This is a genomic window from Vreelandella sp. H-I2 (assembly GCF_052959335.1).
Window position 1 is genome coordinate 52,019 of record NZ_JBRAMC010000010.1, and the last position, 23,408, is coordinate 75,426.

Consider the following 23,408-nt stretch of genomic DNA (forward strand, 5'->3'; position numbering starts at 1 on the left):
CTTCCGCCTCTTTTATTTTCATACTCACTTGGTGCCGTTATGAAACCCCATCGCGATACCCGGGCTCGTAATTTGGTCTTTTTTATTGTTGTCATCAGCGCTCTTGTGGTCGGTTTCTGGCTTGCAAAATAGGCCATGCCGGCCTAAGCCTCACCGAGCAGCCCCAGGCTGGCTGCTGGCGCTTGGCGACGTAGTCCCCGCGAAAGCGCATGACCTATTACACCGATAAGCACTGCACCGCCAACGGGAAGAAACACCCATAGCCCTAGGTGCAAACGCGGGGTGAGCTCCAGCAGGTAAATATACAGCGCGGCGGTGGTCAGTTCTGCAAGCACCGCGCCCATCAATCCACTGGCAAAGCCCAACAGCGCGTACTCAGCGCCCTGTACCCGAGAAATCATGCGACTACCGGCGCCAAATACACGCAGCAGGCCGCTTTCATGGGCACGTACCGGGCGGCTGGCCGTTAGCGCGGCATACAGCACGCTCACACCCGCCAACAGCACCAACGCGAGCACTAACTCAACCGCACGGGTAACCTGAGCGAGTACATCCCGCACCTGGCCTAAAATCGCATCGACGTTAAGCAAGGACACCCCAGGAAAGTCGGTGATCAGTTCGCGGATCAGTCCCTGTTCCGCCTCAGGCAGGTGAAAAGCAGTAATGTAGCTATGGCCAAACTGCTCCAATACACCCGGCGGAAAAATAACGAAGAAATTAGGCTGGAAGCTATCCCAGTTCAGGCTGCGTAGACTGGTAATTTGGGTGGTTATTTCGTCACTACCCACTGAAAACGTCATTTCGTCACCGATGCTCAGCCCAAGCCTTTCAGCAAGCCCAGCCTCCATGGAAATAGGCACCGGTGCCGCCTGCTGCGTTGCATCGACAGCACTCATCCAGCCTTCGCTTTCAGTGCCTTGTTCAGCGTTAGCGTCACGACCCAACTGCGCTGGCGAAAACCACTCACCTGCCACCACTTCATTGCCTTCGGGCACCTCTGATTGCCAAGTAAGGTTTAACTCCCGGCGCAGCGAGTTGTCACCGCGGGCATCTGGCGGCACGGCATCTCTGGGTGATTGGTCATTAATAGCAATGACGCGCCCACGTACCATGGGATAAAGGGTGCTTTGGGTTTCCACCCGCGGAGAGACCGCCGCTTCAAAGGGATCGCGCTCAGAGGGCTGTATGTTGATGGCAAAGTAGTTGGGGGTATTTTCGGGCAGTTGATCCTGCCATGTGCTTAGCAGATCGCCACGCACCAACACAATCATCGCCATGGCAAAGAAGGTCACCGAAAATGCCAGCAATTGCCCAAGCCCCGCTTGACGACGACGGGCTAGCTGGCGACCGCCTAAGCGTAGCGCCTGGGACCACTCACTGCGCCCGGTGAGCCGGTGCACAACACGCAATAAACTGCTAAGTAGCAGCGCGCTAATCATCCATAGCACACCAAGCAGTAACGCCCCCCCGATTAACAGTGCAATCGCCAGCGACAAACTGCCCGAATAGAGCCATAGCAACCCGCCAAATACGATACTCGCCACCCCGACGACTAGCCAAGCAGATGGTGGCAGTGGATCAAGCTCACGACGCAGCACTTTTAATGCACTCACTCGTTTGATACGCAGCAGGGTTGGCCCAGCAAACCCCACCAGCACCGCAAGAGCAGTGAACACACCTAATCCCAACGGCATGAGCCCAGGTGGCGGCAGCGTCATAGGGAGAAAACTCACCAATAACCAGATAAGCACTGCTTGCCCCACTAGCCCAAGCAGAGCGCCTATAATCGCCGCTACCAGCGCTAGCCCCATTAGCTGGAGGGTGAAAATAGTGACTAATTGGCGCTGACTCGCGCCGAAGCAGCGCAATAGCGCGGCGGTATCCAGGTGGCGTTCTACATAGCGTCGGGTAGACATTGCCACCGCCACCCCCGCTAGCAATACTGCTGCTAAACCGGCTAGCCCTAAATAGCTTTCAGCGCGCTGCAGAGCATTACCGAGCTGTGGGCGGTCCACTCGCACATCGCGCACCTCTACCCCATCGCGGCGTAGCTCAGCAAGTAATTCTTGCACTTGATCGAGCGCGGCAGGCGGACCTGCCGCTAAAATCTCAAACTCAATGCGCGAGCCTTCTTGAACCAGCCCCGTGGCTTCGACATCCGCCGTGTTGATCATCAAGCGTGGGTTAAAATTACCAAAGCCGCCGGACTGGTCCGCTTCGCGTTCGATGATCCCCGTCACTGCAAGCTCGGTTTGGCCCACTTGGACCCGATCACCCAGCTCTATCTCGATCAGCTCTATCAAGCGTGGATCCGCCCATGCCTCTCCAGGCGGCGGGCCTGAGGCTATTTGTTCGGTGCCATCACCAAAATCGACGTATGAGGTGCCGTAGTGGGGGTAGACATCATCCACGGCTTTTAGGCTGGCAGGTTGAAAACGCCCACCACGACTAATCATCGACACCAGATCCACTTGATCGCTAAGTATAAAGCCCGCATTCTCAAGGCGTTCGCGCAAATCAGCAGAAAACGGATCACGCTGTTCCAGTACCAGGTCGCCCCCCAGCATTTGCCCTGCCTGACGTTCCAGGCCACGCTCTAAACGATCAAGAAAAAACGCAATCATTGTAGACGCCGCTACAGCCAATACGAGGGCAACAAATAGCGCACGCACATCAGCGGCACGCAGGTCTCGTTTGAGACTGCGCATCGCCAAACGCCAGTTCACATCGCTCATTGGATCTCCTCTTCGTTGAGAGCAGCTGCAGGCACAAAGGACTCCAGACGGCCATGCTCCAAACGCAAGCAACGATCACAGCGTCGCGCCAAAGCATGGTCATGAGTGACTAAAATAAGCGTGGTGCCCGCCTCACGGTTTAATGAGAAGAGTAGATCAATGATTTGCGCACCCGTCTCTGGATCTAAATTGCCGGTTGGCTCATCGGCAAATACCAGTTCGGGGTCGGTCACGAAAGCGCGAGCAACGGCCACGCGCTGTTGCTCGCCACCGGAAAGCTGTTTGGGTAAGTGGTTTACCCGTTCGCCAAGCCCAACGCGTTCTACCCACTTGATGGCGGTTTGTGTCTCCCCGGCGCGAGGCGACAGCTCAAGCGGCAGCATGACGTTTTCAAGCGCACTCAAGGTAGGCAGTAATTGAAAATTCTGAAAAACAAAACCCACACGCCCTGCCCGCAGCGCTGCACGCCCATCTTCATCCAAGCGGCTCAGCGCATGGCCAAATAGGGTCAGTTCACCGTCGCTCGGCGTATCAAGGCCGGCTAACAGCCCCAACAGCGTTGATTTGCCTGCGCCACTTTTACCCAGTATCGCCACGCTCTCACCCGCCGCTACGCTAAGGGATAGGTCGTGTAAGATAGTGAGTGAACGTTCGCCGCTAGTCACTTTTTTAGACAGCTTGTCAGCGTGCAGCACAGGTTGCCTTGTCGCCCCGTAGGAAGCACCAATGCTGCCTTGAGGAACATCGCCTGCCGATTGGTTGTCGGTATTAGGCTGGCCCGCACCGAAGGGTGACACGCTAGACATCGATGTATCCGTAGAAGAATTTGCAGTTTTATCTGAGGAGCTTGAACGTGAGGAGTTTGAACTTGAGGAGTAAGACATGAAGCGTGGCATCCCTGTGGCATGGCAAGGTCTGAACCGCATAGTAACCGGATGGCTGGTGTTGCTGATAGTCACTGTTGCCTCATCATCAATCAACGCAGAGCCTGTCAACACAGAACAAGTCAATACAGGACAAGCCCCTGCTCTTTTAGTGATGGGCGATAGTTTAAGCGCCGCCTACGGTATTGAGCGAGAAGAGGGCTGGGTAAGCCTGCTGGCAGAGCGCTTGGAAGGCGATGCACACGTTATTAACGCCAGCATCAGCGGTGAAACAACATCCGGAGGTTTGCAAAGGTTCACTGACATTCTTCGACAGCATCAACCGGATATTGTTCTACTTGAGCTGGGCGGCAATGACGGCTTGCGTGGTTTAGCGCCCAATCAAATGCAGACTAACTTAGCCAATATGATTGAACAAAGCCAAGAATTAGGCGCTCAGGTGCTGCTGTTAGGCATCGACATTCCGCCTAACTATGGCCAAGCGTACCGAGATGCCTTTACCGGTGTTTTCCATTCATTGGCTGAGGAATATGATGTAGCAATAGTGCCTTTTCTGCTTGAGGACATCGCTTTAAACAAAGGCTTAATGCAGAGCGACGGCATTCACCCTACGGCTGAAGCTCAACCGATTATTTTAGAGAATGTTTGGCCTGAGCTTGAACCGCTACTAACAACCACCCAGCAAGCAGCAGTTGAATAAGTAAATTGCACCACCCTTTTGGTTGAGAAATGTAGCGCTTCACCCCGTCAACTTGTAATCTTAAGCCCTATTTGACGGCTACTAACGGCGACTCATGCCCGCTTCCTCAGATCATAGCCCCACCGCCTTGTCGCGTCGGCAGTTCTTAGCAACTGTCGGAGCGCTATGGTTAGGCCTTGGTCTTGGAATCCATCCTACCCCCGCTTCAGCTTTTGACCCCCAACGCCTTCGCCAAAGCATGCAGCAAAAGTATGGGCAAGCCGGTCTGTCCGTATTAGAAGAGTGGCTTGCCCTACTACAGCAATTACAAAACCAGGCAGTCCAAGCGCAATTGCGCGGTGTTAACGATTTTTTTAATCGTCGTATCCGGTGGGTGGATGATATTCGCGTTTGGGGAGAAGAGGATTACTGGGCTACGCCCTTGGAGGCACTGGGTAAAGGTCAGGGGGATTGTGAGGACTACTCAATCGCTAAGTACATAACCCTTAAGCAATTGGGTGTTACTAGCCAGTATCTACGCATGATTTATGTTCGAGCTCGCATAGGCCGTAGTCAAATTACCCAAGCTCACATGGTGTTAGGTTATTACTCGACCCCCGACGCAGAACCGTTGGTACTGGATAATATTGTACCTTCCATTACCCCCGCCTCTCAGCGTACTGATCTCGACCCACTGTTCAGTTTTAATAGCGATGGCCTTTGGGCTGGCGGTTCATCTGAATCTCGCGCCGATCCATTGGCTCGGCTATCACGTTGGCGCAGCGTCATTGAGCGTATGCAAACCCAGGGTTTCATTTAAAAGGAATTGGCACGATGTCACTTATAAAACAACTTTGGCTTGCCATTATCGCCCTGCTAGTGCTGTCCTTCATTGGTAGCCTCGCCATTAGCATTACCACTAGCCGCGACTACATCGAGCAGGAAGTACGCATCAAGAATGAAGACAATGTCACCGCACTGGCCCTATCTATGAGCCAGCTCGAAAAAGAACTGGTGACGTTGGAGCTATTGATAGCGGCTCAATTTGATACCGGCTATTACCGCCGAATTACGCTGAGGGATACGGATGGAAGCGTGCTTATTGAGCGTTCAGCCGAAGAGTATTCAGGCGAAACGCCTGTCTGGTTTCGTCAGCTTGTCGAGTTTGATGTACCCAGTGGCACAGCGACGATTCAAGACGGGTGGCGGCAGTTCGGCACGCTGGAACTTGAAAGCCAACACAGCTTTGCCTATGCCTCGTTATGGCGGAGTACATTAGAACTAGCCGCTTGGTTTTTACTGGCGGGTGCGATCAGCCTAGCAATGGCGACTGTGTTGGTTCGCGGCATTAAACACCCTCTTTCACGGGTGGTTGCTCAGGCGCAAGATATCAGCGCACGGCGTTTTACCACCGTTCAAGAACCACACACGCTGGAATTGCGGCAAGTCACCCAAGCAATGAACATGCTGTCAGCTAATGTTCATCAGATGTTGATTCACGAAGGGCATAAGCTGGATGAGCTCCGCCGCCATTTACAGCATGATCGCGTCACCGGTGCGCTTAACCGCGATGTGTTTATGGGTAAACTTTCCTCCCAGTTAAGCAGTAATGATGCGCGGGCAACAGGCATGTTGATTATGGTACGCGTACTTGAATTAGAGACGCTCAATGAACAGTTGGGTTACGCCGATACCGATCAGCTACTAAGCACCCTGGTCACGCAGTTGGGGCAATTGGATAAGGTGTCGGTAGAACCCATAATAGGCCGCCTTAACGGGAGTGATTTTATTTTTATGCTGCCGCTGGCCGACGATACCGAGCAGGTTAAGCAGCATGTTATCTCAGCGCTGGAGAAAGTGGTCGAAACGGCGCCTAGCGGCGATGTTCTCTTGCCTACGGCCATTATACCTTATGCGCCTCATGATGAGCGTGCGACACTTCTGGCAACGCTGGATGATGCCTTGGCTCAAGCCGAAAGCCTAACCTCGCATAAGCAGGTAGTGGTACGTCAGCGCGAGCGTGTCTCGCTTTATAATAGTCGTGCAGAATGGCGATCAGCGCTGGAAGCAGCAATTCTGGTAGGGCCGGAATTGGCTTACTTCCCCGTGATTAATGCCCAAGGGAACATTCTCCACTACGAATGTCCGGCGCGCTTAAAACTAGGTGGGGAATGGCAAACTGCCGGTGTTTTCATTCCCTGGATAACCCGATTTGATATGGAGCCAGCGCTTGATTTAGCCGTGATCAAAAAGGCACTGAGCAACCTACAAACTGACTTGAAACCGATTGGCATTAATCTCTCTGCGGCATCCATTACCAATACGCAATTTGTCAACGACCTGCGTGCACTGCTGGTATCCCAGCCATTGCTTGCCAAGCAACTCTGCTTTGAAGTACCCGCCACGCTTAGTACACATGCGATTGGTAGCTTGCGGGGACTGTGTGACGCCTTACGCCCGCTTGGTTGCACGTTTGGCATTGAGCATGTGGGCGCAGAGTTTTCCAAGCTCGCGGATTTGCATGACGTTGGGCTTGCCTACTTAAAAGTGGACAGTAGCCTTATTCACTCCCTACATGCTTCAAACGAACAGCAATCCATCGTGCGCGGCATGACCACGCTTTGCCATTCACTCGGGATTCAGGTAATAGGGGAAGGCGTCATAAACGATGAAGAACTCGCCTGCCTGTTCCATGTGGGTGTCGATGGCGCGACCGGGCCAGGCGTGCATTACGAGTAATTTCCACTCTGTACTGATGAGGATTAACGTAATAAAGAAGGCAGCGGCACTGGATAGCAAAAAGCGCTAAATAGTGTCGCTGTCACCCCCAAACAAGTCGACATTGTTTTTTACCCGCAACGACTTACGTTCCATTACTTTGGCCTGCGCTGCTTCCGGCAGGTCAGTAAACGTAATAATTCCTTTCTCTAGTAGCACTTCCAAAATATCTTCGACGACTCGCACAAACGCTAAGTCAGACGCTATAAAGTGTGCGGAAGAACCGGGCTGATCGGCTAAAAACGCAAGCACCTCAGGTGAGTCGGGCGCAACTGTTTCACTACACTCAGGCGTTGGGTCTTTGCTGAGCATGACGATCTCGCCGGACATACTGCGCTTGGTATAGAGCATGTTTAAATTCCTTAAAAGCCTTGCTTTATGCAAGAGAGCCGCCCCTTAAAGGGCGGCCCTCCAACTATACCTTATGACATCGGTATTTTACTGGTCGATTTTTAACTGATCATTGTCCAACATACTTTGAATAAAGTCTGAAGAGTTTCCGCCTTGCGACATCTCCACTCCTTTCAAAACGATATGTTGATCAGCATTGCTACCATCCGCTGCCAAACCACCACCAGACTTAACATGAAGCACAGTGTCACCACCCTGCTGTTCGGCAAAAATATAGTCGTCAATACTTCCGCTGCCTTGGTCTTGTAGAAGATCCGCTAGGTCTAGACGATCCGCTTCACCATCAACACCAAATTTACCCAGGCTGAAATCCATCACCTGGTCTTCAGCAGGACTATTCGATGTACCCTGATCATTCAAGTCCCACTTGAAAGTGTCAGCTCCTGCACCCCCGAAGAGGATATCGTCGCCTTCACCACCGACTAGAATATCATCGCCGCCCTGACCATAGAGAATGTCATCCCCTTTACCGCCGTACAACGTATCATCCCCGCCACGCGTATCATTTGCTACATTGAACTCCGCTTGCCCGGCATTAATGTAGTCATATAACTGCTGTTCGGTCGGCTCGTTTCCACCATTGCTGACTTTCAAGAATTCCTTAAGGGCCGTCATACCTGCCCCCTCGGGCAGCTCTCGACCTTCCCAACTCAAGGCATCAGTATTGATGGTGTCGCCAAAAATAATGTCATTACCATCGCCGCCGTTAATGACATCATTGCCCAATTCGGCTAGTTCGGTGCTACTAGAACCACCCTTCAGGGCTGCTTCCAGCTCCTCAGCGCTGTTAATAATATTCACTTCGCCTTGAGGGACATAAGGTGTCAGGGTGACATTATCAATCTCAAGTCGTGCATCACTAGCAAACCAACCTCCAGTACGGTCGTCAACACTAAATTCTAGACGGTAGGTACCTTGCTCCAGGATGTCAGTTTTAGCTATGTCATTCCCAGTTAATGTCCCGCCTTGGCCGTCAATATCTCTCCAGCTATTGCCTTCCAGCTTTTGTAGCTTCCAGACAGCACTGTCGCCACGCGAAAGATAGGCATTATATTGGAACGAAACTCCGGCATATTGACCAGTTGCGATATTAAACTGAGGAGTAGCAACCTCATAGGCAGACTGGTTCACCGATGTATCAGAAATAGTCATATAGCCATTTCCACGAAAGGCTTCCCGGCTTAAGCTTCCACCTGATGAGGGCTTATCCCAGTTACTTGCGTTACCCCAGCCACTATTGTTACTGAAATTAGCCAGTGTTTCCGAGGGAATACCGTAAGGTGCTTTTACCCAACTAAGCTCGCCCGTATTATCAAAGTACTTAAGATTACTTTCGGTAGTATCTTTACCTATACCAATGGCATGTACCTCGCCCTGCTCCCTTAAAGAAGCGAAGGCCTCGATCGCATCTCGCATATCCCCGTCATCGGTTCTATTTGCGCTGCCATAGGAACCATTGTTGCTAACCGTCGGGTCTCCATCCGTCAGAAAATAAGTTAAATTTTTGAATTCTTTTCCATCACTGGCCGACTTTGGCTGTTCATTGAACCAATCCGAGGCTTTATCAAATGCCGCCTCATAGTTGGTACTACCATCAGCCGTGAGGGCTTCAATCTTGGATATCAACTGCTCAACATTAGCAGTTGTTAGATCATTCAAAGCCCAAGCTGTTGCTGTTGCAGAAAAACCGATCAATGACACATTCACCACACCATCATGTTCGGCAACCTGGTTTGCCAAGTTTTTCAAAGCGTCGATAGTCAGCTTCATGCGGGTATCGTTATACGAGACATTAGTCTCTTTACCATTTAAATCAAACGTCATTGAGCCTGAGGTATCAACAACCAGCGCAATATTATAATTCTTGCCAGGCTGAACAGTCGTGACGGTACCACCAGTGTCCCCTACAACAATATCGTTGCCAGGCCCACCTTGTAGAGAGTCATTATCGCCATTATCACCGACTTCCAACTCCCCTTTGTAAAGCGTCAGACTAACCGGTACATCAACCGCTTCGAAGTTTCCATTGACTTCGATAACTTCAGCGGTGAGGTCAGTAGAACCGTCTGTTTCAACGGCTACTGTGCCCTTGCCATTGCGATCGAGCTTGACAATGTACTCCTCGCCACCAATTAATACCTTCGCTGTCGGGAAATCATTCCCTTCAAAGGTATATTGACTTTCATCGGGTGGATTAGATGTCTCTATTTCAAAGATAACCTCAGATGCCCCCCCGATGCTTGAGGCTTCACCATCCATCACTTCCTTATAATTGATGGAGTGGATTAAATAATCGTCATCGTTACCCACCGCCGTAAACTCGGCCCGAGTAAATGTTTCGCCACTGCCTGGCTCAAAGGTATATGAGTTATCAACTTGGTCTGACCCGCCAGGTGCGCTTTCAGTTTTGGTAATTGTTCCCTCAGCATCGTAATAGGTCACCAAAGCATCCGTAGATGTTCCGCCACCCGACACAATTGCCCAGCCGACAGAGTTTCCATCTTTATCGAAGAATTCGACTTTTGCCCTCTCGTTGTTGTTACGCCATGCGAACTGAACGTCGAAGGTTTTTACTTCATTGTTAAAGGCAACGACGATAGATTCACTACCAACGCTATCGTTAACATAACCGAGCTCGCTGCTGGCACCACTACCGGAAGTCGTACCTACGACACCAAAGCCATCATGGTTAGTGCCTGTCACTTGGGAGATAACTCCCTTTACGCCATCAGTTCGGTAAGCCGTCACGGTGAAGCTGTCAGTGTTATCTACATTGCCAACGTTAATCTCGGATGTTTTGGTCACGATAGCGGTGATATCGACATAGGTAGTATCGATAGTGTCGTTGACCGTTACGGTGGAGGTGTCGTGGCTGTCGAGATTCTCAAAGTTGTGATCGCCGTTATCGGTTACGCTGATAACATAGCTCTCTCCATCCTTGTAGACGTCATCACCCTGGATACCGAACGGCGTTGAGGTGCCTTCAGTCTCGCCTTCAGCAAATGTAATAGTGGCGCCGTTGCTCAGAGAAACAGTGAATTCTTTGCCTGCCGCGTTGCTTAGCGTGGCGGAGATGGTAGCGGTGCCTGTCCCCTCTTTTACTGTGACATCGTTCAATGTGAGTGTAGTAGTGTCGATGGTGTCAACCACGCGGGTCTCGGCGGCGTCACCCAGGGTGACGTTCTCGAACGCGGTGCCGTCAGTGGCGGCGGCACTTTCCAGGGCCACGGTGACGGTCTCGCCGTCGACGAACACGTCGTCGCCTTGCGGCTCACGGGTGTAAGTGGTCTCGGTCTCGCCGGCGGCGATGGTGACGGTGTTGCCGCCGTCCAGGGTGACGGTGACGTCGCGGTCCACGGCTTCGCTGAGGCTGACCGTGAAGGTCTGCTGCTCGGCTTCGGTGAACTCGGCCTGGTCGGCCACGATGTTGACGGTGATGGCGTCGCCGCCATTGGGCGTGCCGGGCTCGCCGGGGTTGCCCGGGGTGCCGGGTTCGTCGGTGACGGTGACGCGGGTCTCACCGGCGGTGGCGAGGTCTTCGAACTCGCTGTCGCTGTCGTTCTCGACCGCGGCGATGCTGTTGACCAGGGTGGCCTGGCCGCCTTCGAAGGCGTCATCGGCGGCGGTCACGGTGGCGCTGCCACTGAGTTCACCGGCGGCGATGGTCACCAGGGAGCCGTCGGCAAGACGGAACTCAAGGCCGTTGTGGCCGCTGAGGTCGGCGCCTTGCGGGCCGGTCAGGGTGACGGTGTAGGTGACGGTGCCGCCTTCGGCGACACTGGCGGTGTCAGCACTCAGGGTGGCGGTGACGGTGTCGATGGTGTCAACGACGGTGATTTCGGCGGCGTCGCCCAGGGTGACGTTCTCGAACGCGGTGCCGTCAGTGGCGGCGGCACTTTCCAGGGCCACGGTGACGGTCTCGCCGTCGACGAACACGTCGTCGCCTTGCGGCTCACGGGTGTAAGTGGTCTCGGTCTCGCCGGCGGCGATGGTGACGGTGTTGCCGCCGTCCAGGGTGACGGTGACGTCGCGGTCCACGGCTTCGCTGAGGCTGACCGTGAAGGTCTGCTGCTCGGCTTCGGTGAACTCGGCCTGGTCGGCCACGATGTTGACGGTGATGGCGTCGCCGCCATTGGGCGTGCCGGGCTCGCCGGGGTTGCCCGGGGTGCCGGGTTCGTCGGTGACGGTGACGCGGGTCTCACCGGCGGTGGCGAGGTCTTCGAACTCGCTGTCGCTGTCGTTCTCGACCGCGGCGATGCTGTTGACCAGGGTGGCCTGGCCGCCTTCGAAGGCGTCATCGGCGGCGGTCACGGTGGCGCTGCCACTGAGTTCACCGGCGGCGATGGTCACCAGGGAGCCGTCGGCAAGACGGAACTCAAGGCCGTTGTGGCCGCTGAGGTCGGCGCCTTGCGGGCCGGTCAGGGTGACGGTGTAGGTGACGGTGCCGCCTTCGGCGACACTGGCGGTGTCAGCACTCAGGGTGGCGGTGACGGTGTCGATGGTGTCGACGACTTCATGTGCGGTGGCACTATTAACTAAATTAAGGTTTTCGTAGCCACTGTCGTTGCTACTCTCAAGGTTGGTCGGTGCCGGAATAGTGTCACTATCAATGAACACGTCCGGATCGCTGAATGTAAATTCGGTGGTACCACTGATGGCACCCGCCTCTACTGTAATAGTTTGCTGCTCACCATTAACATCGAAAGTGAAAGTCTCAGCTGTTGTCGGGGCGGTGCCCAGCGTAATGGTGTAGATCACCGTGGCGCCGTCTTCGTTACTGCCGGTTGCTAACGTAGAGGTGAGCGTTGCATTAACGGTATCGCTATCATCTACCACATTGACCGTTGCGGTACTATCGGTATTAAGGGCCTCATAATTACCACCCTCAGTCTCAGTGATACTCACCGCGAGAGGCGTATTACCCTGTTGAAACTCGTCATCATCACGAGAGGTGAAAGTTATCTCCCCACTGGTGGCACCTGCAGCAATAGTAATCTGCTCACCATTACTCAGAGTAATTGTGAGATCAGTTACCGGTGCATTATCCACGCTAGCGGTGATCGTAATTGAATCACCTTCGGTGACCTGTTCAGGCCCACTCAGCGTTATAGTCGTAGCATCATTATCGTCAACCACAGTTACTGTATCAGTTGCTGTAGTATCTAGAGTGTCGTACCCACCGCCAGTAGCATCTGAGATAGTTAACGATTGTGGCTCGTCACCTTGAACATAAAAGTCGTCCGGGCGGCTGTCGAAGGTCACGCTACCGGTGACTTCACCTACGGCAATAGTGATCTGCTGACCATTACTTAGTGTAATGACCAGCGGACTATCTTGGGGAGCGTTACTAACAGTTGCCGTAACAGTAATAGGTTGACCTTCGGTGACCTGTTGCGGAACGCTAAGTGTGATCGTGCCAGATAAGCCAGTGCCAGGCTCTGGAGTAGGCTCAACCTCTTCGGCCGCTGCCGCAGAGGGATCACCGCCGATGTCAATGAACTCCCCCTCTTCAAGGCCACCTGACGTTTCGAAACTCAGAGATCCTGTTTCCTCGCTAATACGCGCCACACGAACGAAGTCGTGGCTGCCACCACCACCGCCACCAACACCAGCACCAGCGGCCGTCGCATCAAGAATTTCGAGCAGATCGCCATCTTCGTCGTCCAACGCTGTTAACAGCGTCTCAAGGTCTTCATCTAATACACTTGAATCTTCAGTCGTTACTACAGATTCATTGGCCATCTCGGGAGTAACGACAACCTGCTGGCCACCTTCGACTAAGTTGAGCCCGCTACCATCAGCAAAATCCAGTTCTACACTGCCATTACTGGAAGTAATGAGGACTTCACCCTCTTGCAACACATCACCAATACTTAGCTCACGCAAGTTGCCTGCTTCGTCTCGTGCCCAAGCCTGACCTGACATTGAAATAATGGTTGCAGTTGCCATGTAGTTCTCCCGAACGAATATAGAAGCCGTTTGCCTAGCGCCTTAGCACTAGGGAATTAACGGCGTATATCATCATCGTAAGTGAGCAATCGATAAAAAAGTATTGTACTGATGGACAGTAATCGGCGGGGCACTAACTAGGTCAGAAATAGGAGAAATGTGCGCTCTGTCGGGGGCACGAAGATGCTAAGACAAGAGCGCATTACCTAGCTTATTGACTAACAGGCTCCTTCATCGAAGAGAGTTTGAGCATTAATTGCAGGCGGTCGCGTACCGCTAACTTTCTAAAAATAGCGCTTAAGTGGGCTTTGACAGTACGCTCCGTAATTTCAAGCTGACGAGCGACTTCTTTATTCGTCGCACCGCGTGCTACCGCTAATGCCACACCCCGCTCACGCTCCGTAAGCAGGGTGAGATGTTCATTACTGACATTAGTGGAGTCTTCGGCCCGCTGTGTTAACGCCTTAAATGTCCCACCGATCACTTTTGCAAGCAATTCCTGGCCTACCCAAACACCTTGATTAGTAACCACAAGAGCCACTTGCTTGAGAATATTCACCGAGGCTAGCGTGTGCACATAACCACGCGCTCCCAAGTCTAACGACTTTAGCGCCTCTTTATCATTAGGCGCATAACTAAGTATGACAACCGTTAAACCCATCGATACTAAGCGCTGAGTCAGTTGCGGCCACGAAGCAACTGAACTTGCTATCCATGCTAAGTCGCCAGACCGAGCATGTTGAGCGACCGAGTCAGGCGTTGAGGGTTGTGCATCGGGGAAAGCCTTTTGCCAACGTGCCTTGAGGTTGCCATCCATTGTCACAAACCAATGACCCATTATCGTTCCCCCATCGAGTCGCGCCATGCCCGCAGAATAGGCTTGAGCAGAAACTGCATCACTGTTCGCTTACCGGTTATGATATCCACTTGCGCGGTCATGCCTGGAATAACCTGAAGTGAATCCGCTACATTTTGTTCGGCAAGACTGCGGACACGCACTAGATAAAAAGTGTTGTCCTCATCATCGGTAATGGTATCGGCGCTAATGTGATCCAACTCAGCTTTAAGACCTCCATAAATGGCATAGTCGTATGCCGTTAGTTTGATGGTGGCTGGCTGACCGGGATGTAAAAAAGCAATGTCTTGAGGGGCAATGCGCGCCTCGACCAAAAGCTGATCGTCACTGGGAACGATATCGACTACCTCTTGCCCCGGCTGGGCAACGCCACCGATAGTGTTGATATGGATGCGCTGCACCACACCATCGACTGGCGAACGAATTTCGGTTAACCGCACCCTATCCTGAAGACCAGTGCCGGATTGTTGAAGCGCATTCAAGTCCCCCAGCGTTTCAGCAAGGTCATTACGCCATTCGCTCCGACGCTCTGCTCCTAGTTCGAGTAGCTGACCTTCCGACTCTTCGACCGCTGCTTCTAACCGTGAAACAGCAGCATCGGCTTGGTTACGTTCACCGGTGGCACGTGACAAGTCTCGCTGCAAACGCAGCACTTCAACTTCTGAAACAGCACCTGAGTCCAGCAGCGGTCGCGTCAAGTTAAGCTCTTGGCTGGACATATTAGCTTCACGCTGAGCGGTATCGCGCTTAGCAACGGCCTCTCTTAATTCTTCCTGCCGCTGGCGTATACGATCTCTTAACACATTTTCTTGTTCGCGCAGCTCTTCGCGACGACTCTCGTATACCTCTCGCTCTTGAATCACGATAGAAGGTACTTCTTGACGCAGCTCTTCACTAGGCTCAAAAGGAGAGTCAGTGACCAGGGCGCGTAAGCGTTCCGCTTTTGCTTGCAGGGCAAAACGCTGTGCTCGATTTTCGCGGAAGTCCGAGACAAACCGGGTCGGGTCTATTTGCATTAACACCTGACCGGCTTCGACCATTTGGCCTTCTCGGATCATAATCTGGTTAACAACACCGCCATCAAAGGACTGTATCCTTTGCAACTGGCTAGCGGGGATAACGCGGCCACTGCCACGGGTGACTTCGTCTATTGGCGCGAAACAAGCCCATACGATAACCGCGAGGAAAGCAAGGCAGACGCCGTAGAGAAACAGGCGGGCTCGCATAGGCTCTTGTTGCAAACGCGCCCAATCAGTGTCGCTTGCCCAATCCCGACTTAGATGCGCCGAAGTAACGCGGCGCGCAAACAAGCGATCCATAAACGGTCGGAATGGCTTTTTACCCTTCTCTGAAAAGCGGCCAATGGCCTCAAAGCCTTTCTGTTCGGCAGTCTCATTTTTCTGAGCCATTAGGATGCCCTCCCAATCTGACCTTTCCGGAGTGCTTCCACTACCGTGTCGCGAGGGCCATCCGCCACTACTTTGCCAGCATCCATCACGATAATACGATCCACCAATGACAGCAGCGAAGTACGATGCGTCACCACAAGCATCGTTTTACCTTGGGCCACGTTACTGAGGTTCGTCTTAAAGGCCTCTTCACTGGCGTTATCCATAGAGCTTGTCGGCTCATCCAACAGCAAAATCGCTGGGTCATGCACCAAGGCTCGCGCAATCGCTACGGACTGCTTTTGTCCTCCCGATAGTGCTTGGCCTCGCTCGCCTACCTGTAGGTCGACGCCATGAGGATGGCTATTAACCAACGACTGTAAGCCCGCAATATCGAGTGCCTTGAGCAACTCTTCATCATCGATACGCTCACTACCACCGCCCGCGACAATATTCTCACGCAATGAGCCTGAAAAAAGACTGACATCTTGAGGTACGTAGCCAATATGACGGCGCAGCTGAATAGGGTCGATTTGTCGGATATCAATGCCGTCGAGTAACACCGCACCTGCAGTGGGCTGATAAAAACCCAGCACCAGCTTGTTAAGTGAAGACTTACCACAGCCTATCCGGCCTAATAACGCGACCTTTTCCCCTGCTTTAATCGATATTGAGACATCGCGCAGCGCATCGCGCTCTTCATTGGGGTAACGGAACGTCACCTTTTCTAGCAGAAGGCTACCCGCAACACTTGGCTTTTCGACATAGACCTTACCCTCATGGCGTTCAACACGCTTATCCATCACTTGATTAAGTGAATCTAGCGCTGTAGAAGATTGGTGATACTGCGCCAACAGCGCTGCCGCCTGGCTAATCGGCGCCATTGCTCGAGAGGAGAGCATATAAGCGGCAATAAGACCGCCCTGAGAAAGGTTGCCTTCAATAATTTGATAAACACCGACAATAATGACGCAGACCGCCACACTATGCTGCGCCCATTGCGCCACGTTCGAAACCGATGTGCTCACCAGTCGCAATTGAGCACTGGTACGCGACAGAAAAGCAGTGGCTTTTTCCCAATGGCGTTGAATACGGCTTTCGGCACGCAATGCTTTTACATTTTCCAGCTGCGAAACAGACTCGACAAGCAGGGCATTACGCTGGGCGCCCACTTCCCAGGTAGTTTGCGATAACTCATGCAACTTACCCTGTGCAGCCAACGCATAGAGCAGGACAAACAAAATCCCAGCTAGAACAGGCAGCACCAGCCAAGGGTTAATGAGGGCGATTATTGCAGCGAATAACAGCACAAAAGGCAGATCAACGATGCCTAGGATGGTAGCCGAACCGATAAACGCACGTATCGATTCAAACGACTGCAGGGTCGAAGTAAATGATCCCGTTGATACGGGACGATCTTCTAAACGCAGCCCCAACGTTTTAGCCATAATCGAAGAGGACAATTTCACGTCGGCTCGGCTAGCGGCTAAATCCACAAAGCTACTGCGCATTAAGCGCAGTGCTAAATCAAAGCAGAGCACTATAAAAACACCGCCCGCCAGCACCCAGAGTGTTTCGGTCGCCTGGTTTGGCACTACCCGATCGTACACATTGAGCACGAATAGCGGCATCGCCAAGGCAAATAAATTAATAGCAACTGAGCCAATAAGAATGTCGCGGTAAAGCCTTCTATTCTCCTGAATGACACTCCAAAACCAGTGCCCACCCTTCTTTTTCTTAGTTTCAGGGTTATTATCTAACCGCAGGCGTGGGCGAACATATATAGCCTCTCCTGAATAGCTAGACGCTAGCCCATTAAGACTAACCTCGACTTCGGCTTCATTGAGCTCTGGAAAGATGGCTTTAGCAATACCCTTTTTTATATCAATGGAAGTAACAATACATGCACGGCCGGGTTCAAGGAGTACAACCACAGGAAACAGTTCGGGGTTTAAATTGACTAGTCCACTTTTAACAATACGAGCGGTCATGCCCGCCCGGGCGGCCGCTCGGGCAAAAACCGAGGGAGTAAGTTTTCCATCTTCAAGCGGCAAACCCGCCGTTAATGATTCAGAGGAAGCCTCATGCTGATGAATCCTAGCCACAGCCTGTAAGCAAAGAAGCAGTTCATCATTATTCAATGAGGAACTCAACGTCTTCTTACGAGAAAGCGTTTGATCATGCTCTGACAAAGTTCACCTCTTATAATAAAATGGCACATAGCATTTTAACAACGCTATGTGCCGTATCCCCTTACTCAAACAGCTTCAAGACTCTATAAGAACAGGTTAAGGCCAAATACATCATTTACGTATTTATCTCGTCAAACCGCTCTAAAGTAATTTCAACGCGCCGGTTCAGCTTTCGCCCTTCAACAGTATCGTTTGAGGCAACAGGCCTTTTAGAACCATACCCTTCTGTTTGTATTAGATTCTGCGCTACCCCCTGCTCAACGAGAAAGCGGGCGACACTATTAGCCCGACGCTGAGAAAGAGGGTCATTGATTTCATCTGTTCCGGTAATATCAGCGTGGCCAGCGATAAAAATGCGAGCGAGATCATCCCGATCTTTTATTTCTGTTGCTAGGCGAGAAAGATCATCGCGTGTATCTGTTCCCAGCTCAGCACTATTAATGGGGAATAACGCATCTGTTGAAAGGGTCACATCCGGCGCTCTAGTCGGCGCAGGGGCAGAAAAGTCTCCGCCGGTAAAGTCTTCCAGGGTAAAACCGGCAGGACCAGCGACTGGGCAAAGGATATCGGGCGTAATTTCCACACCGTCATTACCCAGTTCAGCGAGGCTTGGCATGTCTTCACGCATAATTTCCAATGCTTGCATTAATTGGCCAGTCGCTGCGAGTGTCCTTGCATCGGCGAGCGTAATATCATACTGAGCGTTGGTATAAGCGCGGCTGGCTTCGAAGTATTCGTTTTCGCTATCCAATACATCCAAGAGGGTACGCTGACCAATATCAAACTGTTGCTGATACGCGCCACGAACGCGGTCAATTGACAATCGATGTTGATTTAAATAGTTCAGCTGTTCACGAAGACGCTGAGCATCATTATAAGCAATTTGTGTCGTCTGACGGACATTGGTACAAGCTAGTTCCCGCTGATCAACGGCTTCTTCAATACGATCGCTAGCAGCTCTGTAGGCAGCTAGATCACTGCCTCCATTGTATAAGTTCATGCTAGCCACTAGCTGAATACTGGTTTCATCACGGCGCCCCGCAATCGCATCATCTTGATTATTGGTGCCAGTTCTTCCCTGGATTTCCAAGCGGGGCATAAAGGCAGCGCGCGAGCTTTCATGCTCAGCACGTTGAACATTTATATTTTCAATCGCGGCATGAAAATCAGGATTACCCTGAAAGGCAAGTTCAACTGCTTCACTGACACTTGCCGGTAACTCTTCATCAAGTGAGGGAGCGGGCATCAAATTTTGTGCGGGTAAATCGCCGACAATACGCATGTAACGCGCAGTAACGTCATGCAGGTTGGTCGCTTCGGTCATCAAATTTGACTCCGCCAACGCTAAACGGCCGCTGATTTGTTCGAGATCAACACCACGACCCGCGCCTGACAAGGTGCGCTCTTCTATTTGACGGTAAACTTCCTGATGCTTGGCGTAATTTTCTTGGGCCAGCCGCACAAGCTCTCGACGGCGCGCGACATCTAAATAGGCCTCTGCAGCTTCAAGAGCAATATTCTCGCTAGCGCCAATGAACTCGTAATAAGTCACTAGCTTAGAACGATCTAATCGCTCAACTTCGCTACGGGTTGCAAAACCATCAAATAGCATTTGCGTTAACGTGAGTTCCGCAAAATCAGTTTCATAGCTACCACGCCCATCACCTTCTTGAGCTTCTCGCCCCACACCTGCAGTGGCATCAATACTGGGCAAGTAGTTGCCGCGCGCTACACCAATATCGTGTTCTGCGGCACTGAGGCGTCGCCATGCTGCCTCGACTTCAGGGTTGGTGGAAATGGCTTTCTGTACAACGCTTTGTAAATCGCTACTCCCAGGCGAATAAAGACTTTGAGGTAGCGTTTGCGCTATCGCACTAGAGAGCGGCCCTAGAGCCAGGGTGAACGCCACTAGCGGTAGAGAAACACAGCGAAAGTTAAATTTAAGTGTTTTTGTAGCTACTGCGTGCTTCATTTTATGTTCCCTATAGCTGATATCACTTCTCTAGTCACCCAGCTAAGCGTTTAGCCTCCATGCTTTTTTATATGGCTAACCACCCCAAGCCTAGCACCTATCTACAGAAGCAATAATTGAAAATAGACATATTTTACTAAGCATATCTAGTAGGTATGCTCAATACAATCTTATTACTCACCTAGAGTAATACAAAAACACAAAAAAACACAAAAAAAACTGAACTAATGCTGGGAGAGCTAACACCTCAAAATCAGTTCAATTGCTGACGCTGCTGAAGTCCCAGCCCTAGTAAAATCAATACCAATCCAATCAGGGTGGAAGGCAAAATAGGCTCTCCAACTACCAAAAAAAGCAGCATGAGTGACACAGGGGGCGACAGGAAAATAAGATTAGAAACTTTGGCTGTACGTGAGACTTTATGTACCGCCAGCTGCCAGAGAATAAACGCAACGCCCATCTCGAACAGCCCGACATAAATGCCCGCACCAAACGCTGGCCAACCGTGCCATTGCACACCTGGGCCGAGTAGTAACAAAACCGTTAACACAGGCAAGCCTACGCTGAAATTTTGCCATTGGCCTACGAGTGGTGGGCGAGGGTCACGCGCATTGAGCAGCCAGTAAAGAGCCCATAGCAACGTAGAGGCTATGGCCATCACTACCCCAAACGGGTCGGCGAAAGAGACATTAAATACCGAGCCCCGCGTCGCGATGACCCATACGCCTGCATAGGCTACCAGCCCAGCCATAATATCCATGCGCGTCAAGCGCTGCCCAAGCAAAGGCACAGCTAAGAACGCCATCGCTAAGGCCCAGGTATAATTTAGCGCCATTGCCTCCTGTCCTGGCAGGCGGTCATAGGCGGCGAACAACACCAAGTAATAGGCCACTGGGTTCATCAACCCCGCCCACGCAGCGGTTTTCCAGCCGGTGCGAAGCGCTGTGGTTATATTGCCTTGCTTGACGACCAGCGCTCCCATCAATACCCAGGACACAAGCGCTGCGAGCCACATCAGCTCCAAAGGACTCATCCAAGCAAGTGCCAACTTAAAAGCTGTCGCCACGGTCGACCATAACGCGACAGCCCCTAGCCCATAGAGGATAGCTTGCCGGTCCTGACTCATCGGTCGATATGCCCTAAATCTCGACCTGGCTCTAGCTGGTCCCGCACACGTTGTTTGAGAAGCTTGATATCGGGAAAACCACCATCTCGCTTACGCTCCCATAACAGAACGTCGTCACACCAAATTTCGAACGTTCCACCATGGGAGGGAGCCAGCGACACTTCGCTTAAGCCCTCGCTAAAGGTAGAGAGCAATTCTTGTGCATACCAACCACTACGCAGAAGCCACTGGCATTGAGTGCAATAACGGATTCGAATACGTGACATCCACGGACTCCCAGAAAAGTTAATATGGCAACCTTAAACGATATACTCTCATTTAGAGATAGCTTGAGTTAGATAGCGCTTGAAACGGATAGCGCTTGAAATAGGTAGAAACCGCCAAGGACCTCCAATGGCCGAACATAACATTTCACAATCCCGCCTGTATGAATGGTTAACAGGCGATGAAGATAGTCGCATGTGCGACGACATACCTGAAGGTGCGTGTAACGAACAACCGCGCAATTTTTTCCTACACTTATGGGCATCTTTGGGCAACAAGCTGGCTGACGAGTTGTCTAGCGCGCGCTTAGTTTTGCCATGGTTGATGGGTATTATCGGCGCTCCGGTATGGATGGTAGGCCTGCTGGTGCCCATCCGTGAGGCAGGCGCCTTACTTCCACAAATTTTTGTGGCTGGCTTTATCCGCTTAAAGCCTAAGCGCAAGTGGGTGTGGGTAGCCGGCGCATTGGTCCAAGCGCTAGCGGCACTAACGCTTGGCGTACTTGCATTAGTCGCCTCGGGCTCGTTGGGGGGTGCGTTAGTCCTTGCGACGCTAGTTCTGCTATCCCTTGCTCGGGGTTTATCGTCTATCGCAACGAAAGACGTACTGGGCAAAACAATTGCCAAGCGTCGCCGCGGTACGCTAATGGGCTGGAGCGGCAGCATTGCCGGTTGCGCCACACTCGCGGCAGGGGCTGTTTTAATGCTGCTCGATAGTCAGTCCAGTGGCTACATTGTGGCGATACTATTAGCAGTTGCTGCTAGCGGTTGGTTAATGAATGCTTTAGCCGCCGCCCGCATTGAAGAGGCCCCTGGTGCCATAGAAGGAGGAGAAAGCGGCTGGAACAGCCTTAAACAGAGTTTATCGTTACTCAAAAAAGACCGCACTTTTTTACACTTTAACCTTGCCAGGGCGTTGCTACTCTCAAGCGCGCTAGCCCTGCCCTACATCGCCCTGCTGGGGCAGGATCAAAGCGGTACCGACCTCAGCGGCTTAGGCATATTGATTGTGGTATCCGGACTTGCCGCGATGGTAGCAAGCCCCGTTTGGGGGAAACGCGCGGATCAGTCGAGCCGAGGCGTCATGCGTGATGCAGCGATCGGTACCGCTATTTGCTGTTTATTGGGCGCCAGCTTAGCTTGGCTGCCCGGCGGATGGACGCAAAGCATTTGGCCTTATGCTGCGGTATACGCGTTATTGGTGATTATTCACCATGGCGTACGCCTAGGACGCAAAACCTACCTAATTGACATGGCAGGCCAAGATAATCGCGCGCTTTATATTGCTCTCTCTAACACCCTTACAGGCCTATTAATGTTGGTCGTAGGCGGCATTATTGGTGCCCTTGCACAATGGCTTGGCAGTACTGTATTGCTAATAATTCTTGCCGCTACCGCCGTTGGGGCAACACTAAGCGCGCACCGATTACCCGAAGTCGAGTGAAACAGCACCGCCAACCTTGATAAAACGCAAGCCCTCTTTAGCAAGCGCTATTAACGTTAGGATAATGTTCATGATTGCAATGCGTGACAACGCTCGCCATGATAGGCCCAAATAAAAGTGGTGTATGAACACTTTTATTCTTCTACTTATAATAAGTGATTAGAAATTCAGCCAGTTTATGGGCAAGAAGAACCACCTTGAACGGCTGAAAGGACTGGAGCTACTACAGGACCCCCTTGATGAAACGATCTCCCTTGATTAGCCCAGAGTTGCTCGAACGTATTGTTGACGCGTCGGATGACGGTATTGTTGTTGCCGAACGAGAAGGAGATGAAAATATCCTCATCTACGTTAACAAAGGGTTTGAGCGCTTAACGGGCTATAGTGCGGATGAAATACTGTATCGCGACTGCCGTTTTTTACAAAACGAAGATCGTGATCAGGATGCGCTAATCTCAATTCGTGAAGCACTGAACGATGGCCGCTCCTCACGTGAAGTACTGCGTAATTATCGCAAAGACGGCACCATGTTTTGGAATGAGCTATCCATTACCCCGGTCTACGACGAAGCTGATGAGCTAATGTATTACATTGGCGTACAAAAGGATGTGACGGAACGCATAGAAGCGCAGCTTGCATTAGCGGAGCTACAAAACCACTAGATATCGGCGAAAGATTAACTTTCTCACTAAAAAAAGCCATCAATACTTGAACTTCATCCCAACTGGCGT

The 23,408-nt window shown here is 51.9% G+C and carries 15 protein-coding genes; 5 read left to right on the forward strand and 10 right to left on the reverse strand.

Features of this window, described 5'->3' with window-relative positions:
- Positions 1-143: 143 nt before the first annotated feature.
- Both ACUVOF_RS20440 and ACUVOF_RS20445 read right to left on the reverse strand, forming a co-directional pair.
- The gene (locus tag ACUVOF_RS20440) at positions 144-2,735 is read right to left on the reverse strand and encodes an ABC transporter permease (RefSeq protein ID WP_447046093.1); all 2,592 of its coding nucleotides are present in this window, start codon (positions 2,733-2,735) and stop codon (positions 144-146) included.
- Positions 2,732-3,541: an ABC transporter ATP-binding protein gene (locus tag ACUVOF_RS20445; protein WP_447046094.1), complete on the reverse strand. Its 810-nt coding sequence runs from the start codon at positions 3,539-3,541 to the stop codon at positions 2,732-2,734. Before ACUVOF_RS20445 ends, ACUVOF_RS20440 begins: the two co-directional genes overlap by 4 nt.
- A gap of 76 nt (positions 3,542-3,617) precedes the next feature.
- On the opposite strand from ACUVOF_RS20445, the gene ACUVOF_RS20450 reads away from it, so the two are divergent.
- The 3 genes from ACUVOF_RS20450 to ACUVOF_RS20460 all read left to right on the forward strand — a co-directional run bounded on the left by ACUVOF_RS20450 (position 3,618) and on the right by ACUVOF_RS20460 (position 7,037).
- Positions 3,618-4,319, forward strand: a complete 702-nt coding sequence (locus tag ACUVOF_RS20450) for an arylesterase (RefSeq protein WP_447046095.1) — start codon at positions 3,618-3,620, stop codon at positions 4,317-4,319.
- 94 nt (positions 4,320-4,413) lie between these two features.
- Positions 4,414-5,118, forward strand: coding sequence for a transglutaminase-like cysteine peptidase (locus tag ACUVOF_RS20455; protein WP_447046096.1), 705 nt, complete (start codon positions 4,414-4,416; stop codon positions 5,116-5,118).
- A gap of 14 nt (positions 5,119-5,132) precedes the next feature.
- Positions 5,133-7,037, forward strand: a complete 1,905-nt coding sequence (locus tag ACUVOF_RS20460; protein ID WP_447046097.1) for a bifunctional diguanylate cyclase/phosphodiesterase — start codon at positions 5,133-5,135, stop codon at positions 7,035-7,037.
- 66 nt (positions 7,038-7,103) lie between these two features.
- Here the strand turns inward: ACUVOF_RS20460 and ACUVOF_RS20465 are convergent, their stop codons facing one another.
- From ACUVOF_RS20465 to ACUVOF_RS20500, 8 genes are all read right to left on the reverse strand, one after another.
- Positions 7,104-7,427: a tryptophan synthase subunit beta like protein gene (locus tag ACUVOF_RS20465; protein WP_447046098.1), complete on the reverse strand. Its 324-nt coding sequence runs from the start codon at positions 7,425-7,427 to the stop codon at positions 7,104-7,106.
- A gap of 87 nt (positions 7,428-7,514) precedes the next feature.
- Positions 7,515-13,436, reverse strand: a complete 5,922-nt coding sequence (locus ACUVOF_RS20470) for a retention module-containing protein (RefSeq protein WP_447046099.1) — start codon at positions 13,434-13,436, stop codon at positions 7,515-7,517.
- A gap of 211 nt (positions 13,437-13,647) precedes the next feature.
- Positions 13,648-14,274 carry a response regulator transcription factor gene (locus ACUVOF_RS20475; RefSeq protein ID WP_447046100.1) on the reverse strand — a complete coding sequence of 209 codons (627 nt, stop codon included), beginning with the start codon at positions 14,272-14,274 and terminating at the stop codon, positions 13,648-13,650.
- On the reverse strand, positions 14,274-15,701 hold the full coding sequence (locus tag ACUVOF_RS20480) for an HlyD family type I secretion periplasmic adaptor subunit (protein ID WP_447046101.1): 1,428 nt from the start codon (positions 15,699-15,701) through the stop codon (positions 14,274-14,276). Before ACUVOF_RS20480 ends, ACUVOF_RS20475 begins: the two co-directional genes overlap by 1 nt.
- Complete coding sequence (locus tag ACUVOF_RS20485; RefSeq protein WP_447046102.1) at positions 15,701-17,872, reverse strand: type I secretion system permease/ATPase; 2,172 nt, start codon at positions 17,870-17,872, stop codon at positions 15,701-15,703. Before ACUVOF_RS20485 ends, ACUVOF_RS20480 begins: the two co-directional genes overlap by 1 nt.
- 115 nt (positions 17,873-17,987) lie before the next feature.
- On the reverse strand, positions 17,988-19,844 hold the full coding sequence (locus ACUVOF_RS20490) for a TolC family outer membrane protein (protein ID WP_447046103.1): 1,857 nt from the start codon (positions 19,842-19,844) through the stop codon (positions 17,988-17,990).
- 253 nt (positions 19,845-20,097) lie between these two features.
- On the reverse strand, positions 20,098-20,970 hold the full coding sequence (locus ACUVOF_RS20495; RefSeq protein WP_447046104.1) for a DMT family transporter: 873 nt from the start codon (positions 20,968-20,970) through the stop codon (positions 20,098-20,100).
- Positions 20,967-21,236, reverse strand: a complete 270-nt coding sequence (locus tag ACUVOF_RS20500) for a SelT/SelW/SelH family protein (RefSeq protein WP_447046105.1) — start codon at positions 21,234-21,236, stop codon at positions 20,967-20,969. The genes ACUVOF_RS20495 and ACUVOF_RS20500 overlap by 4 nt, the downstream gene beginning before the upstream one ends.
- 127 nt (positions 21,237-21,363) lie before the next feature.
- Between ACUVOF_RS20500 and ACUVOF_RS20505 the strand changes: the two genes are divergently transcribed.
- Complete coding sequence (locus ACUVOF_RS20505) at positions 21,364-22,677, forward strand: MFS transporter (protein WP_447046106.1); 1,314 nt, start codon at positions 21,364-21,366, stop codon at positions 22,675-22,677.
- Between the two features lie 239 nt (positions 22,678-22,916).
- Positions 22,917-23,339, forward strand: coding sequence for a PAS domain S-box protein (locus ACUVOF_RS20510; protein ID WP_447046107.1), 423 nt, complete (start codon positions 22,917-22,919; stop codon positions 23,337-23,339).
- Positions 23,340-23,408: the final 69 nt, after the last annotated feature.

What these genes read in the sequence shown, in the direction of transcription:
- ACUVOF_RS20440 (WP_447046093.1), bottom strand. Translation starts at nt 2,735, where the DNA reads ATGAGCGATGTGAACTGGCGTTTGGCGATGCGCAGTCTCAAACGAGAC.
- ACUVOF_RS20445 (WP_447046094.1), bottom strand. Translation starts at nt 3,541, where the DNA reads ATGTCTAGCGTGTCACCCTTCGGTGCGGGCCAGCCTAATACCGACAAC.
- ACUVOF_RS20450 (WP_447046095.1), top strand. Translation starts at nt 3,618, where the DNA reads ATGAAGCGTGGCATCCCTGTGGCATGGCAAGGTCTGAACCGCATAGTA.
- ACUVOF_RS20455 (WP_447046096.1), top strand. Translation starts at nt 4,414, where the DNA reads ATGCCCGCTTCCTCAGATCATAGCCCCACCGCCTTGTCGCGTCGGCAG.
- ACUVOF_RS20460 (WP_447046097.1), top strand. Translation starts at nt 5,133, where the DNA reads ATGTCACTTATAAAACAACTTTGGCTTGCCATTATCGCCCTGCTAGTG.
- ACUVOF_RS20465 (WP_447046098.1), bottom strand. Translation starts at nt 7,427, where the DNA reads ATGCTCTATACCAAGCGCAGTATGTCCGGCGAGATCGTCATGCTCAGC.
- ACUVOF_RS20470 (WP_447046099.1), bottom strand. Translation starts at nt 13,436, where the DNA reads ATGGCAACTGCAACCATTATTTCAATGTCAGGTCAGGCTTGGGCACGA.
- ACUVOF_RS20475 (WP_447046100.1), bottom strand. Translation starts at nt 14,274, where the DNA reads ATGGGTCATTGGTTTGTGACAATGGATGGCAACCTCAAGGCACGTTGG.
- ACUVOF_RS20480 (WP_447046101.1), bottom strand. Translation starts at nt 15,701, where the DNA reads ATGGCTCAGAAAAATGAGACTGCCGAACAGAAAGGCTTTGAGGCCATT.
- ACUVOF_RS20490 (WP_447046103.1), bottom strand. Translation starts at nt 19,844, where the DNA reads ATGAAGCACGCAGTAGCTACAAAAACACTTAAATTTAACTTTCGCTGT.
- ACUVOF_RS20495 (WP_447046104.1), bottom strand. Translation starts at nt 20,970, where the DNA reads ATGAGTCAGGACCGGCAAGCTATCCTCTATGGGCTAGGGGCTGTCGCG.
- ACUVOF_RS20500 (WP_447046105.1), bottom strand. Translation starts at nt 21,236, where the DNA reads ATGTCACGTATTCGAATCCGTTATTGCACTCAATGCCAGTGGCTTCTG.
- ACUVOF_RS20505 (WP_447046106.1), top strand. Translation starts at nt 21,364, where the DNA reads ATGGCCGAACATAACATTTCACAATCCCGCCTGTATGAATGGTTAACA.
- ACUVOF_RS20510 (WP_447046107.1), top strand. Translation starts at nt 22,917, where the DNA reads ATGAAACGATCTCCCTTGATTAGCCCAGAGTTGCTCGAACGTATTGTT.